General features: G+C 61.8%; 15 protein-coding genes and 1 pseudogene. 6 read left to right on the top strand and 10 right to left on the bottom strand.

Features of this window, described 5'->3' with window-relative positions:
- Positions 1-58: 58 nt before the first annotated feature.
- The 4 genes from ACR0LZ_RS03215 to ACR0LZ_RS03200 all read left to right on the top strand — a co-directional run bounded on the left by ACR0LZ_RS03215 (position 59) and on the right by ACR0LZ_RS03200 (position 4,245).
- Entirely contained in the window at positions 59-358 is a 300-nt protein-coding gene (locus tag ACR0LZ_RS03215) for an FtsB family cell division protein (RefSeq protein ID WP_480748330.1), read from the top strand.
- 180 nt (positions 359-538) lie between these two features.
- Positions 539-1,528, top strand: coding sequence for a pyruvate dehydrogenase (acetyl-transferring) E1 component subunit alpha (gene pdhA / locus ACR0LZ_RS03210; protein WP_480748329.1), 990 nt, complete (start codon positions 539-541; stop codon positions 1,526-1,528).
- A gap of 15 nt (positions 1,529-1,543) precedes the next feature.
- Positions 1,544-2,917 (top strand): pyruvate dehydrogenase complex E1 component subunit beta, encoded by a 1,374-nt coding sequence (locus ACR0LZ_RS03205; RefSeq protein WP_480748328.1) that lies wholly within the window; start codon positions 1,544-1,546, stop codon positions 2,915-2,917.
- A 14-nt stretch (positions 2,918-2,931) separates the two neighbouring features.
- Complete coding sequence (locus ACR0LZ_RS03200; RefSeq protein ID WP_480748327.1) at positions 2,932-4,245, top strand: pyruvate dehydrogenase complex dihydrolipoamide acetyltransferase; 1,314 nt, start codon at positions 2,932-2,934, stop codon at positions 4,243-4,245.
- 44 nt (positions 4,246-4,289) lie between these two features.
- On the opposite strand, the gene ACR0LZ_RS03195 is transcribed toward ACR0LZ_RS03200, so the two are convergent.
- Positions 4,290-4,979 (bottom strand): winged helix-turn-helix transcriptional regulator, encoded by a 690-nt coding sequence (locus tag ACR0LZ_RS03195; RefSeq protein WP_480748326.1) that lies wholly within the window; start codon positions 4,977-4,979, stop codon positions 4,290-4,292.
- Between the two features lie 96 nt (positions 4,980-5,075).
- Between ACR0LZ_RS03195 and ACR0LZ_RS03190 the strand changes: the two genes are divergently transcribed.
- Positions 5,076-5,882 (top strand): methyltransferase domain-containing protein, encoded by an 807-nt coding sequence (locus ACR0LZ_RS03190; protein ID WP_480748325.1) that lies wholly within the window; start codon positions 5,076-5,078, stop codon positions 5,880-5,882.
- A gap of 50 nt (positions 5,883-5,932) precedes the next feature.
- Here the strand turns inward: ACR0LZ_RS03190 and cysE are convergent, their stop codons facing one another.
- Positions 5,933-6,742: a serine O-acetyltransferase gene (gene cysE, locus ACR0LZ_RS03185; RefSeq protein ID WP_480748324.1), complete on the bottom strand. Its 810-nt coding sequence runs from the start codon at positions 6,740-6,742 to the stop codon at positions 5,933-5,935.
- A gap of 85 nt (positions 6,743-6,827) precedes the next feature.
- On the opposite strand from cysE, the gene ACR0LZ_RS03180 reads away from it, so the two are divergent.
- Positions 6,828-7,166: a TraR/DksA family transcriptional regulator gene (locus tag ACR0LZ_RS03180; protein ID WP_480748323.1), complete on the top strand. Its 339-nt coding sequence runs from the start codon at positions 6,828-6,830 to the stop codon at positions 7,164-7,166.
- Here ACR0LZ_RS03180 and ACR0LZ_RS03175 read toward each other — a convergent pair.
- The 8 genes and pseudogenes from ACR0LZ_RS03175 to ACR0LZ_RS03140 all read right to left on the bottom strand — a co-directional run bounded on the left by ACR0LZ_RS03175 (position 7,147) and on the right by ACR0LZ_RS03140 (position 14,544).
- Positions 7,147-7,443, bottom strand: coding sequence for a DUF7742 family protein (locus ACR0LZ_RS03175; protein WP_480748322.1), 297 nt, complete (start codon positions 7,441-7,443; stop codon positions 7,147-7,149). The genes ACR0LZ_RS03180 and ACR0LZ_RS03175 overlap by 20 nt on opposite strands.
- 5 nt (positions 7,444-7,448) lie before the next feature.
- Positions 7,449-11,389: pseudogene (locus ACR0LZ_RS03170) on the bottom strand (baseplate multidomain protein megatron).
- Positions 11,390-11,836, bottom strand: a complete 447-nt coding sequence (locus ACR0LZ_RS03165) for an NlpC/P60 family protein (protein WP_480748321.1) — start codon at positions 11,834-11,836, stop codon at positions 11,390-11,392.
- Positions 11,833-12,720: a DUF2163 domain-containing protein gene (locus tag ACR0LZ_RS03160; RefSeq protein WP_480748320.1), complete on the bottom strand. Its 888-nt coding sequence runs from the start codon at positions 12,718-12,720 to the stop codon at positions 11,833-11,835. Before ACR0LZ_RS03160 ends, ACR0LZ_RS03165 begins: the two co-directional genes overlap by 4 nt.
- Positions 12,720-13,352: a phage distal tail protein, Rcc01695 family gene (locus tag ACR0LZ_RS03155; protein WP_480748319.1), complete on the bottom strand. Its 633-nt coding sequence runs from the start codon at positions 13,350-13,352 to the stop codon at positions 12,720-12,722. The genes ACR0LZ_RS03160 and ACR0LZ_RS03155 overlap by 1 nt, the downstream gene beginning before the upstream one ends.
- A gap of 16 nt (positions 13,353-13,368) precedes the next feature.
- Positions 13,369-14,031, bottom strand: a complete 663-nt coding sequence (locus tag ACR0LZ_RS03150; RefSeq protein WP_480748318.1) for a phage tail tape measure protein — start codon at positions 14,029-14,031, stop codon at positions 13,369-13,371.
- The gene (locus tag ACR0LZ_RS03145; RefSeq protein WP_480748317.1) at positions 14,018-14,227 is read right to left on the bottom strand and encodes a rcc01693 family protein; all 210 of its coding nucleotides are present in this window, start codon (positions 14,225-14,227) and stop codon (positions 14,018-14,020) included. The genes ACR0LZ_RS03150 and ACR0LZ_RS03145 overlap by 14 nt, the downstream gene beginning before the upstream one ends.
- Positions 14,224-14,544, bottom strand: a complete 321-nt coding sequence (locus ACR0LZ_RS03140; RefSeq protein WP_480748316.1) for a gene transfer agent family protein — start codon at positions 14,542-14,544, stop codon at positions 14,224-14,226. The genes ACR0LZ_RS03145 and ACR0LZ_RS03140 overlap by 4 nt, the downstream gene beginning before the upstream one ends.
- Positions 14,545-14,548: the final 4 nt, after the last annotated feature.

Here is a 14,548-nt window from a genome sequence, read left to right as displayed (position 1 = left end):
AGTGCAGACGCTCGCAAAGGGCGCGTTTCCTGAGGCAGAAATCATACGGCAAAACAGAGTGTCCCGTTCCAGTCGACCCAGTTTAGGTACAGTTTTGTTCTTCGCGGTGGCCTTCGCGTTGGGTGTTTATTTCACCTTTGCGGCGGTACAAGGTGATTACGGGCTATTCCGACGGGTCGAAATTGCGGCGGAACGGGACGCCTTGTCACGCGATCTGACGATGCTTGAGGATCAGATTACCGAAATGGAAAACCTGACCCTGCGCTTGTCGGATACCTATCTTGACCTCGATCTGCTGGATCAGCAGGCGCGCTCGGTGCTGGGTTTGCTGCGCGCGGACGAAATCGTCATTCACTGAAATCGGTCTCCGCAGGAAAAAACCTCGAAAAACGCGCACGTGACCGTACTTTTGTCAAGAAATCGGCAGAACAAGACTTGACCGGACGCTGCGTCACATTTCCCCTCGCCAGGGGGAGAGAAATGCTTTATGAAATAGTTTAACGCTAAACTATCTTGCCGAAAGGGAGAGGTCGCCACGATGGCTGCGCGAAAAACCACAAAGAAATCAAATGTTTCAGCAGAAGAGCTCAAAACCTATTACCGCGAGATGCTGCTGATCCGCCGATTCGAGGAAAAGGCGGGTCAGCTTTATGGCATGGGTTTGATCGGCGGGTTCTGCCACCTATACATCGGACAAGAGGCCGTTGTTGTCGGTCTCGAAGCCGCGGCCGAAGACGGCGACAAGCGGATCACCTCCTATCGCGACCACGGCCACATGCTGGCTTGCGGTATGGATCCGGGCGGCGTGATGGCCGAATTGACCGGGCGCGAGGGTGGTCTTTCCAAAGGCAAGGGCGGCTCGATGCACATGTTCTCGAAAGAGAAACATTTTTATGGTGGCCACGGCATCGTCGGTGCTCAAGTGCCGCTGGGCGCGGGCCTGGCATTTGCCGACAAATACAAAGGCAACGGTCGCGTGACCTTTACCTATTTTGGTGATGGCGCGGCAAACCAGGGTCAGGTTTACGAGACGTTCAACATGGCTGCCATCTGGAACCTGCCGGTGATCTTCGTGATCGAGAACAACCAATACGCCATGGGTACGGCACAGTCCCGTTCGACCTCGACCAAGGACATCTTCCATCGCGGCGAGGCGTTTGGCATCCCCGGTGAAATCGTCAACGGCATGGATGTGCTGGCTGTCAAGGAAGCGGGCGAAAAGGCTGTCGCCCACTGCCGCGCCGGCAAGGGCCCCTATATTCTTGAGGTCAAAACCTACCGCTATCGCGGCCACTCGATGTCGGACCCGGCCAAATATCGCACCCGCGAAGAGGTTCAGAAGGTCCGCGAACAAAGCGACCCCATCGAACATGTGCGCGAACTGCTGCTGACCGGCAAGCACGCGACCGAGGACGACCTGAAGGCGATCGACAAGGAAATCAAGGAGATCGTAAATCAGGCCGCCGAATTCTCGAAAGAAAGCCCCGAGCCGTCCGTGGACGAACTCTGGACCGACATTTACGCCTGAGAGGACGCATAAGACATGGCAACCGAAATTCTCATGCCCGCCCTTTCGCCCACGATGGAAGAGGGCACGCTGGCCAAATGGCTGGTCAAGGAAGGCGACACCGTATCCTCGGGCGATATCATGGCCGAAATCGAAACCGACAAGGCGACGATGGAATTCGAGGCGGTCGATGAAGGCATCGTCGGCAAAATTCTGATTGAAGAGGGCACCGAAGGGGTCAAGGTCAACACCCCCATTGCAATTCTGGTTGAAGAAGGCGAAGATGCTTCCGCCCTTCCGTCGGCAGCCCCTGAAGCAGCCTCGGTTACCGAGGCCGCCCCAGCGGCAGCTCCTGCCCCCGCTCCTGCCGCATCGGCCCCGGCTGCGCCGGTCGTCGATCTGTCGCCAGACTGGCCCGCGGATACCTCGATGAAAGCCCAGACCGTTCGCGAAGCTCTACGTGACGCGATGGCCGAAGAAATGCGCGGCGACGAAGACGTCTATCTGATGGGCGAGGAAGTCGCCGAGTATCAGGGGGCCTATAAAATCTCGCAGGGTCTGCTGGACGAGTTTGGCTCCAAACGCGTGATCGATACCCCGATCACGGAACATGGGTTTGCCGGTATCGCGGTGGGTTCGGCCTTTGGCAGTCTGAAACCAATTGTCGAATTCATGACCTTCAACTTCGCCATGCAGGCGATTGACCAGATCATCAACTCTGCGGCCAAAACGCTCTATATGTCCGGCGGCCAGATGGGTTGCCCCATCGTGTTCCGGGGTCCCAACGGGGCCGCTGCCCGCGTGGCCGCGCAGCACAGCCAGGACTATGCCGCATGGTACATGCAAATCCCCGGCCTGAAGGTCGTCATGCCCTATTCGGCGGCTGATGCCAAAGGTCTGCTGAAATCGGCCATCCGCGACCCCAACCCGGTCGTGTTCCTGGAAAACGAAATCCTCTACGGCCGCTCTTTTGAGGTGCCGCAGGTGGATGACCTGACCATTCCGCTGGGCAAGGCCCGCATCTGGCGCGAAGGCTCGGACGTGACCATCGTCAGCTTTGGCATCGGCATGCAATACGCGCTGGAAGCTGCTGACAAGCTGGCCGAAGACGGCATCAGCGCCGAAGTGATCGACCTGCGCACCATCCGCCCGATGGACACTGGCGCCATCATCAACTCGGTGATGAAGACCAACCGTCTGGTGACAGTGGAAGAAGGCTGGCCGCAGGGATCCGTCGGCAGCTATATCAGCTCGGTCGTGATGCAGGAGGCGTTTGATTACCTCGACGCGCCGGTCATCAATTGCACCGGCAAGGACGTTCCGATGCCCTACGCCGCGAACCTCGAAAAGCTGGCCCTGATCACCACGGATGAGGTGATCGCCGCCGTCAAACAAGTGACCTACCGGTAAGGAGCGACAGACAGATGCCTACAGAAATTCTGATGCCCGCCCTGTCCCCGACGATGGAGGAAGGCACGCTTGCCAAATGGCTGGTCAAGGAAGGCGACACCGTCTCCTCCGGTGACCTGCTGGCCGAGATCGAAACCGACAAGGCCACGATGGAGTTCGAGGCCGTTGACGAAGGCACCATTGGCAAGATCCTGATCCCCGAGGGCACCGAAGGGGTCAAGGTCAACACGGCCATCGCGGTTCTGCTGGAAGACGGCGAAAGCGCCGATGACATTGGCACGGCTCCGGCTGCGGCCCCGGCGGCTGCGCCCGCAGCCGTCGCGGGCAACGAGGCTGCCGCGCCAGCGGCACCCGAGGCGCCCGCCCCTGCCCCGGCCGCTCCGGCCAAGGCAGATGGCGGTCGGATTTTTGCCTCGCCTCTGGCCCGCCGGATTGCCGCGCAAAAAGGTCTCGACCTGACGCAGATTGCCGGTTCTGGCCCGCATGGTCGCATTGTCAAGGTTGATGTCGAAGGCGCAACTGCTACCGCACCTGCGGCAGCCCCTGCCACTGCTCCCGCCGCCGCCGCGCCCGCAGCTGCCCCAGCAGCTCCGTCTGGTCCATCGGCGGATATGGTCGCGCGTATGTACGAAGGCCGCGAGTACGAGGAAATCAAGCTCGACGGCATGCGCAAAACCATTGCCGCACGCCTGGGCGAGGCCAAACAGACCATCCCGCATTTCTACCTGCGCCGCGATATCAAGCTGGATGCGCTGCTGAAATTCCGCGGGCAGCTGAACAAGCAACTCGAAGGCCGCGGCGTCAAGCTGAGCGTCAACGACTTCATCATCAAAGCCGTGGCCAATGCGTTGCAACAGGTTCCCGCCTGTAACGCCGTCTGGGCAGGTGACCGGGTGCTGCAACTGAAACCGTCAGATGTGGCTGTTGCCGTCGCAATCGAAGGCGGGTTGTTCACGCCGGTCCTGCAGGATGCTGACATGAAATCCCTGTCGGCCCTTTCGACCGAGATGAAAGACCTCGCCGCCCGCGCACGCGAACGCAAGCTGGCACCGCATGAATATCAGGGCGGCACCTTTGCCATCTCGAACCTGGGCATGTTCGGCATCGACAATTTCGACGCCATCGTGAACCCGCCCCATGCCGGTATTCTGGCCGTCGGCACCGGCATCAAGAAACCGGTTGTCGGGGATGATGGCGAGCTGACCGTGGCCACCGTGATGTCGGTCACCATGTCCGTCGATCACCGCGTCATCGACGGCGCGCTTGGCGCGCAGCTACTGCAAGCCATCGTCGACAATCTGGAAAACCCGATGGTCATGCTGGCGTGAGCCAGCACGCCCCCCACAAAGCCGACCCTCGGTCGGCTTTGTGCCTATCCTGCGACGCGGCGCGAGCCAACCTTGGCCAACGGGCTTAGGTTCAGCCAGTGCAATAACGACCTGCGCGCCCATCCATCGCCCAGAATTTCCAGACGCTGCGTGCCGACCGCCACCTCTGGACGCAGATCACCCCGCACGACATAGATTGCGTCGGCCAGGCTGCACGCCAGATACAGGTTCACCTCGCCCCCGGGGTCATCCACGCAAAGCTCGCATTTCTCCTCGTGATTCAGAAACCACCAGAATCGTTTCGACGGAATCTGATCCGTCAGTTCCAGCCGGATCAGACATCTTTTCCCCCCGAACGCGCCGGGATCACACGAGCTTTCAAGGCTCCACACCAGCAGACCCACATCCAGTTCCTGGTCGCTGAGTTCACGGCGAGTCCACCGCTGGCCCCAGATTCCCAAAGCCTCGACAAGCGGAACGAATTCGCGCCCCGCCTCGGTCAACACGTATCCCTTATGCTGGCCCTCCATTTCGCAGCGCGCGATCACACCTTCGCTGATCAGCCATTTGAGCCGCGACGACAAAAGCGACGGCGACATCAGCGGAACCCCCCGTTGTAATGCCGCGAACCGGCGCGGACCGGTGGCAAGATCCCGCACGATCAGCGCATTCCATCTTTCACAGAATAGTTCGGCCGCCTTGGCAACCGGACAGAACTGACCATAAGATTTCATGGCGTCACCTTTCGCCCTGCTACAGATTTAGAACTATACCTCACGGCCCGTGAAAGATCACCCTGGCACAACTGAGCAACAAACGGAGGCAACCATATGACGACGCAAGCTGCCCGGGCGGGTCAGGTCTCGACTGCTGCCGCTGAGGTCTATGATGAATTTTTTGTGCCGGCGCTATTTGGTGCATGGGCCGGCCCCTTGTGTAAAAGGGCCGATGTTTCACCGGGCCAGGCAGTGCTGGATGTCGCTTGTGGAACCGGCGCCACGACGCGCGAAGCGGCGCGGCGCGCTTCTCCCGGAGGCCGGGTGACGGGGCTGGACCGAAATGATGGCATGCTCTCCGTGGCGACAAGCCGAGCAGGACAAATCGACTGGGTATCCGGTCTAGCCGAGTCGCTTCCCTTTCCAGACGCAACGTTTGATACCGTACTGTGCCAGTTCGGCCTCATGTTTTTTGAAGACCGCGTGAAAGCCTTGGGCGAGATGCGGCGCGTGGTCCGCCCCGGAGGCCGGGTTGCCCTGTCTGTCTGGGACCGGACCGAGAACTCGCCCGGTTATGACGGCATGATCCGACTGATCGAGTCGATGTTCGGAACACAGGCCGCCGATGCCCTGCGCTCCCCGTTCATCCTCGGCAACCTCGACGAGTTTCAAAAAGCGCTCGATGTTGGCGGGATGCAGGCGGCGAATGTCATTACCGAATCCGGCACCGCTCGTTTCGCGTCAATCCGTGAATGGGTTCGAATGGACGTTCGCGGCTGGACCTTGGCCGATTTCATCGACGATGAGGGTTTCGAGGCGCTGGTTGCAGCCGCCGAGGGCGGCCTCGGCCAATTCGCCGGTCCGGATGGTACGGTCGTTTTTCCCGCGCCCGCGCACATCGCGGTGTGGGAGCGCCCTTAGTAAAAAAAGCCGCCCACATCAGGCGGCTTTGTCTTTTTAGATGGCCAGAGTTACTGATCTTTGCCCAGCATATGGTCCATATTGACCGAAGGCTGATCGCACCCCGCCTCTCCCACGATCTTGGCAGGGATACCGGCCACCGTGGTGCAAGGAGGCACTTCTTGCAACACGACAGAACCGGCGGCGATGCGGCTGCAACGACCGACCTTGATGTTGCCCAGAACCTTGGCCCCGGCCCCGATCAGAACACCATCACCGATCTTGGGATGGCGGTCTTCCTCTTCCTTGCCGGTACCGCCCAACGTCACCGAGTGCAACATCGACACGTTGTCGCCGACCACCGCGGTTTCCCCGATCACGATGGAATGGGCGTGGTCGATCATGATCCCCTTGCCGATCTTTGCGGCCGGGTGAATGTCGATGCCGAAAATCTCGGATGACCGCATCTGGAAGAAATAGGCCAGATCAAAGCGCCCCTTTCGCCACAGCCAATGCGCGACTCGGTAGGCCTGCATGGCCTGATAGCCCTTGAAATACAGAATCGGTTGCAACAGGCGGTGGCAGGCCGGATCCCGCTCGAAAACCGCCATCAGGTCGGCGCGTGCCGCCTCAAGCAGGCTGGGATCATCCTCATAGGCCTCGTCCACGATCTCACGCAGAACCATCATCGACATCTCGTTCGAGCAGAGCTTGGCCGATACGCGATAGGACAGCGCACGCTCAAGGCTCTTGTGATGCAGGATACAGGCATGAACCAGCCCGCCCATCAACGGCTCCTTGTCGACTGCCCCAAGGGCTTCGGTGGTGATCCGGCTCCAGACCGGATCGATGGGCGTCAGTTTTCTGCGTGTCTCGACCATGGCTTTTCGTCCTCTGCTCCGACTAGAATACCCATCTAAGGCGGAAAACGCCAAACGCAAACCCTTGAAGTGCGACATAACAGAAATGAATGAGACCGAACTGCACAAATTCGAATGCCTGATCCACGAAAAACTGGCGGAACTGGAACAAGGGTCTGTTGCCGGGCGCGATGCACAATCGGTCGTGGAACTCGATCAACAGGCAGTTGGGCGCCTCAGCCGCATGGATGCATTGCAGAATCAGGCGATGGCCAAGGCACAGCAAGCCCGGCGTGATGTTGAAACAAGACGTCTACGATCGGCCTTGCAACGCATCGAAGAAGGAGAGTTCGGTTATTGCGAAGATTGCGGCGACGACATCACGCCAGGGCGGCTCAAGCTCGATCCGGCGGCCAGTAAATGCGTCAGCTGCGCCTCTGGCTGATCCCACGGCGAACGAGGTGCCGCAACACGGTTTCAAAGCAACTGCAATATTCCAGATCATCGAAACCCGGCTCGTCCGCCAGCACCCGCTTGCGAGCCGCCGACATCAGCGACCCGTTCCCGAAAACCGGATGCAGCCGCCCGGTTCTGCGCACATGACGGTCGGCCAGTTCCGCCTCCAGGATCAATCGGCGGCACAGACGTTCACGCAGGCCGGGCGCGGCCCGCAACAGCGCCCGCGCCGCCGAACTGACGTCCCCATGCAGAACCGGACGCAACCACGCTACTCCAGCCGCAAGCCGGTGAACGGGCCGGGGCCGTAAATCACCGATACCTGTGCCACTTCGATCTCGTAGGGCATCGTGACCCCATCCGCCGCTTGCGCACCCGCGCCATACGTCCAAAGCGGTGCCTCGGTCACCGTCTCGCGGACAATCGCCCCATCCTTGCGGACACGAACCAGATAGGCCTCGCTTTCTTCGCCCAGCGGCACCTCGAACCCGTCCCAGCTGTCACCGTCAATCCGTGTACGACGGATCCAGGACAGCACCAGATCTCCCCCTTGCTCAACAGCTCGCAAATGCACCGGCGAATAGGGGCGCAGGCCGTTTCCATCGAACGACTCGATCCGATGCGTGTAGGACGGATCGTCGTATCCCCGGCGGGCCGATCCGATGCGATAGTGTTTGGCCAACCGGCGCTCCGATCGCTTCAGCCCGATCTGCGTCGCAGCCCCGTTCATCAACACAAAGTTCGACCCCGCAGGCCAGACCTCGGGCATCAGTGCGTCACTGCCCAACTGGCCGCGCAGGCGCCCACGCAGCAGGTAGGTTCGTTCCGCAATCAGCTCGGCATCGCGAAACTGGAACAGTTCCCAATTGCCGTTGCTGCCGTCCCCGATAGCCGCAAGATTGGCGCCGTTCAGTACCGTCAAGGCGGATCGCGACTCCAGCGCCCCGGCTGTCAGCTTAACCTGCAACGCGTCGCCTTCGTCCCAGCGACCGGCGTCGCTGCGCAACAGTCCGGTCTCGGTGAACCCGATCACGGCGCGACGGGCAACGATTTCGGACAAGGCATAGTCCTCGTCACTTGTCGAGGCATAGACCGCAACCGATCCCGGCCACGGACTTGCGGTAACCGCCAGGTGCGGCGCATGGGCAACCTCGTCGCCAGTGATCAGCGGCAGATCCAAAAAGACCGGCAGAACCGGCAACGGCGGTAAAAACGCCTGCCCACTTGGCAGCACGTCGTCGATATTGCTTGGACGATACACGTTCGGCTCGATCCGCACGGCCTCGACCAATTGCAATTCGGTCTGCTCCACCCGGTCGATACGGAACAGCACGCCTGCCTCGCCATTGGCACCAGGCAGGCGCACGATGTCGCCTGCTCCCACCTCAATCTGAGACGGCGGCAGCGCGAACTTGACTGTTTCACGCGACGCCCGCGCTTCTGCCAACCATCTTTCGACCGTCTGCCGCCCCTCGGAACGGGTCATCGACAACGGCATCTCGCTGGCGGCAACGGAATGGGTGGCCTCGTCCGGCAAAACCGCCTCTTCCGATACAACATCGTGATCTGCATCCGATTGCACGAATTTCAGCCGTACCCGGCCTGACATTTCCACATCTGCCTCGCGGCGAAACTCAATCGTGCCATCTACCTCCGACGACATTGCCAACTGGTCTTCGATCAGATCAACAGGGCGCAACCCGTCCCGCATCCGGAACGTCAGCACGCCGTCCCGCTCGATCGCATCAAAGCCATAGCGCAACATCAGAGGTTGCAGAAGACCGCGCGCATCGCTGACCTCTTCGGCCACATACCCACGCACGATGCCCCACAGCTCCGACACATCAATTTCGCGCACTCCCGAGCGATGACAGATCTCACCCACCACCGAAGCCAGTGTGCGGCTTCCCGACCGCCCGTTCAGCCAGTGACCGCGCGGATAGTTCCCGCCATCGCTCCACAGGCTCACCCGATTGGGAAAAACCGGAAACGGGCGCAGGTCCCAGGCCCAGACATAGGCATTGGTCATGTCAATCATCCGGCCCTCGTACAGCGGCGAAACCGGATTGTTCTCGGGCTTGTCCCAATACCCCAGCACCGCCTTGAGGTACTGAACCTGGATCAGATCATCCCGAGCGCCGCTGGAATACTTCGGCAGGTGGGATTCCGACGATTTGGGGTCCAGAAACTTGTTCGGCTGATTGGTCCCCTTGTCGATGGCAGCACAACCCAGTTCGGTGAACCATATCGGCTTCGACCGCGGCTCCCACGCGGTCGGCGTTTCCATACGCTCTCCACCGATGCGCTCGTGATGCGGATTGGCCCACCAGTTGCGCAGATCCTTGTATCGCCAGACCCACGGTTCGCCATGTTCGCCATCGGTGATCGGCGTGCGGATCTGCGCCTCTTCCGCCTCGGGCGAGTGGTAGTACCAGTCATAACCCTCGCCGCCTTCGATATTGCCCTGCAGATAGCTCAGATCATAGATCGACCGCACCCCGCCCAGCGCGTCCAGATGTTCCTCACCCTCGCGCCAGTCCGAGATCGGCATATAGTTGTCGATACCGATGAAATCGATGTTGTCATCGGCCCAAAGTGGGTCAAGGTGGAAATACCGGTCGTTGCTGCCGTCCTGCGGCTGATACCCGAAATATTCCGACCAGTCGGCGGCATATCCGATACGGACATCCGGACCCAGAATGGCACGCACCTCAGCGGCAAGCTGTTTCAACTCCGCTACCGCCGGAAAGCCCGAGGCGCCGCGAATTTGCGTCAATCCACGCATTTCCGATCCGATGCAGAACGCATGCACCCCACCTGCCGCAGCGCAAAGCGCGGCATTGTGCAGGATGAACCGGCGCAGCCCCCATTCATCGGCACCGGTATAGGAAACGGTTCCGTCGCCGATCACGAAATCTGCCGCCGACACCGTGCCAAAGAACTGTGCCACCTGGGCATCTGCCGCAAAGGTTCCATCCGATGACCCCGGTCGCCCCGGCGCTACGTCCAGGGTGATCCTTCCGCGCCACGGCAGGTGCGGCTGATCTTCGTTCCCTGTCCACGGATCGGGTAAACCGTTTCCGGCCAATTGATCCATCAGGATAAACGGATAGAACATCACGCGCTTGCCGCTGACGTTCAGGTGACGGATGGCCTCGATCACCGACGCATCCGCCGGGGTGCCACCATATACCGGCTCGCCATCCGCGCGCGGTATTTCCTGTGCGCCAGCGCGTGAAACACCCGACACGCGCCACGGCATATTCGCCCCATCATAGTCCCGACGTTCCACCTTGGGCCGGATCTCACAATCCCCGCACCGCAGGTCATTGCCGAACCAGGACACGATCAGTGAAGCCGCCTCACATCCCGGCAACTCAGAGTCCAGTACCGCCAGCGAAGTCAGCATGTCCGTCCGGCCCGACGGCGAATTGGTGTTGGCCGCCCAGTAACTACCCGGCCCGTCAGTATAATTGACTTGCCGCGTCGACAGCGCATATTCACCGGTTCCCGGCATCAACGCGACGCCCCGCACGATCGCGGCCAGCCGGTCGTCATACCCCGGCATGTCCGGCTGTTCCTGCCGCACCACCTCGAACGAGAATTGCGGCACCCGGTTGCCATACCATAGGGCGCCAGTTGCAGGTTCTCGATCACCACGTAAGCCGTACCGCGATAGGCGGGCACCTTGCCCGCCCCCTCGATGGCTTCCAGCAGCGGATCCGGTAGCTGATCTTGGGTACCCCGATAGACGCGCATGTCCAGGTCTGCATGCGCGATCTCTTCGCCGTCAGCCCAGACACGGGTGATCCCCGCAATCTCGCCCGCACCTACGGAAATGGCCAGCGACACTGAATAGCTGTGCTCGGTCGTCGTCACCTCGGGTTTCGGCGCAGCGCCCTTGCCGCCGCCGGATGTATGGCTTTGCGTCGTGGACAGGAAATCCGACGCCCAGATGACCTGCCCCCCGACACGCATCCGGCCAAATACCGAAGCCACCGGCGCCCCCTCACCGGAACTGGTCAGGCGAAAGCGATCAACCTTGCCGGTTTCAACCGCCTCGCTGCCGCCCCCCAACAGGCGCTGGTCGATCACCCGGCCCAGCGTCGCCCCAACAGCGCGCCCGATGATGGCGGTGGAGAGGCCCGCGACGGTTCCGCCGATCGACCCGCCAATGGCCGCACCTGCGGCAGAAAGTAGAATGGTCGCCATTTACTGCTCCTTCAGCGGAAATTGAAACCGGGCCGCGATACGGTTCCGCCACGGCTCGCTCAATGGATTTTCGACAACACCTCGCCCGGAATAAGCGTGGATGAATTTCGGATGCGGACCGGTCTCGCTGATCAGCCCGACATGCTTGGCAACCGAGGCGCTGCGCATCCTGAACAGGATCACGTCGCCCGGCTCCAACTCCGACAAGGGACTCTCGATCAGATGTCGGCGCGCCGCCTGCCACAAACGTTCCTCGCCCTGCGGCTCCGACCAGTCCATGCTGTATGCGGGAACCGTCTCGGGCTCGGCCCCGTAAAGCTCGCGCCAGACCCCACGCAACAGCCCCAGACAATCCGTTCCAGCACCGCGCCAGGACGCCTGATGCAGATAGGGCGTTCCCACCCAGCCCCGTGCGGCCTCGACCACATCCTGCCTTCCTGCCGTCATCTCCGGCTGCCTCCGGTATTGGCGGCGCTCGATTTCGGCACCGCCAGGACCCAATCCTCATTGGGCAGGTCCGGAAAACCTTGAAAGTTCCAGAGGTTGTTGAACTTGAGCCGGCAGGTTTCGAACCGTTTGTCGCAGCCCGCCACCAGCCTTACCCGATCGCCGGCCACAAGACCCGCGCGGATAGGCTCCCACAACTCGATGACCCTGTGGCCCTCTTCGATCTCGTCGCGCTTGATCGTGCCCCACAGTCCCAAAGCCGGGCCGTCAAGCACCGTCATTCGCCCGCGCTGGAACCATCCCGGCTCGAACCCGCTCAGATCGGCCCAGCGGAACACGCGGGCGTCTTCCATGGCTTCGATGCTCAACTCGACCGAATATCCCGGCTGCCCGGCGTCAAACCTACAATCGCGATCTCCCAGAACCGCCGCGCATGGCTTCTGATAGATACGCCCCAGCGGACGGTTCAGGCCATCCGTCAACCCGCGCATCTCGGCGTAAAACGCGCCGCCCGCGCGACGGATCTCGCCAATCGAGCCACGAAACTGCAGCCAGCGGTCGCGCGGGTCGGCCCAGTTCACCAGCCAAACCCGCACCTCGGCACCATCAAAACGCCCGGCCTCGATATCCTCGTCCCGGATGGCGGCATCCGACAACACGCCCATCGCCTCGCTGTTGTCGATGGACAAACCGGTCGATTGCTCCAGTGCCGCCGCCGTCAGGCCGCTGTCAGCCTGAAAGTCCACCCCTTCAAAGCTCAGTCCACGATCGTGATCGGTGAACCCGTATTCCACGCCGTCGCTGCGCGTCACGGCCCAGCACCGGCAAAGCGTGGTCAATCCCCCCGCCACATGCGCCTGAAAACTCTTGGACATGCTCGCCATCAGACCCGCACCTCCACCACCGGCACATTGGGCACGTCGCCTGCCTGGAAGCTCGCCACGCTCGTCTGGATACGGTCGGTGTCAAACCGCACGGGAACGTCAAACTCGAACCCTGCCGATATCTGCGCCTCTTCCGAAGGCGGCACCGCGAATGTCACCAGACCTGTTGCGGGATCAACGTCGAAATCAACCCCCTCCTTCATCTCGTCCTGTTCGATGCCGATCCGCACCGTGCCCAGAACCGGTTTGAGGATCGGGCGCGCATACTCGAACCCGCCCGAGCGATAGGTCTTGAGCAGCTGGAACACCGTGGTTTCCCCATCGCCGCGCGCAATCACCTGATCCCCGAACGCAGTCCCGGCCGAGGCCAACCCCGATTTGAAATCCGACCAGTCCTTCCATCGAAAGCCGTAAAGCTGCCCGCGCCGCGCTTCGAAAAACGAGATCAGCACCTCGATATCGTCAAGCGAGCGCATGCCCAGACCGGCATCATAGCGCCGCCGCGAATGGGCCCAGGGCGTGTTGCGCTCCTCGAACCCGTTGGCCAGCGTCACCACATCCGTGCGCCGCTCGGGCCCGCCGACCGAGCCGAAACTCAGATTGGCGGGAAACCTCACCTCGTGAAAATTCATCTCTGTCCTCCCGGCCTCAACGATTGCGATTGCCGCGGCCCAGCGCGCGGCTCATCTGCGCCGCGATCTGCCCCTGGCTGCGGCGGAACCCCTGCACATCCGGGGTTGTCACGTTCATCACCACATTGATCGGTTGGCCGCCCCCAGCGCTGCGCACCCCAAGCTTGCCGTCGGCGCCCCGCGCCAGCGGCATGATCGCCTCGGGCCCAGCTTCGCCCATCAGGCCAAATCCGCCCCGCATCGGAAAGGATGTCGGGCCGCTGACGACACCACCATTGGCAAAAGGCATCACCCGCCCCTGCGCAAACCCGGCACCTTTGGCAAAGGGCAGAATGCCCTCGACCAGACTGTTCACACCCGAGGCCAGCAAGCCGCCGAAATGATCCGTCACCGGCTTGATCGCGGCCGAATAGGTGGTCTGGATCATCGACTGCGCCACCGTTTCCAGCGCGTCCGACAGCTTCATCCCGTCAAACACCACGCCATCGAACGCCCGCCGCAGCCCCTTGGACAATCCCCGTTCCAGCGTCGCCACATCCTTGCCCGTTTCCGCCAGCGCCGAACGCACGCGCTGCAGCTCGCTGTCGAACCCTGCGGCCATGGCAGCCGCGTCGCCCAGCGCATCTCCCAGCGCCTCGCTGCGCGTTTCCAGATCGTCGAACCCGTCACTCTCCGTCATCGCTTACTCCTTGTGTCTTGTCCGGAAAGGCCGCCAACAGCGCCTCCAGACCCTTGCGGTTCATCGGCGACTGCCCCGCACCCTGCCCCAGCATCAGCCGCAACTCAGCCGGGGTCAGACGCCAGAACTGCTCCGGCGTCAGCCGCAGGCCCGAAAGCCCGGCCCGCATCAGCGCGGACCAGTCGAACCGGCTCATGCCTCGCCCGGCAGCATGAAGGCCCGCGCCAGCAACTCAGCCGCAACCCTCGCCGCCGCCATCGGCCCACCCTCGATCTCGGCCCGCAGCAGGTCGGTGCGGCTCACATCCGCACCGCCGCCGCGCAATCCGGCAACCACCAGCGCCAGCACGTCGCGGCTGGAATAACTGCCGCCTTCGAACCGCTGCACCAGATCCACCAGCGATCCGGCCTCAAGCGCCTGCTCCAACTCGGCCAAAGCGCCCAGCGTCAGCTTCAGCACCCGCCGCTGCCCGTCGATGGTCAATGCCACCTCACCCGTCCACGGATTGGCCATCGCG

It is taken from the genome of Ruegeria sp. CI1, assembly GCF_056536925.1.
Note: the sequence above shows the minus strand (reverse complement) of the source record. Positions and strands in the feature narration are given on the sequence as shown.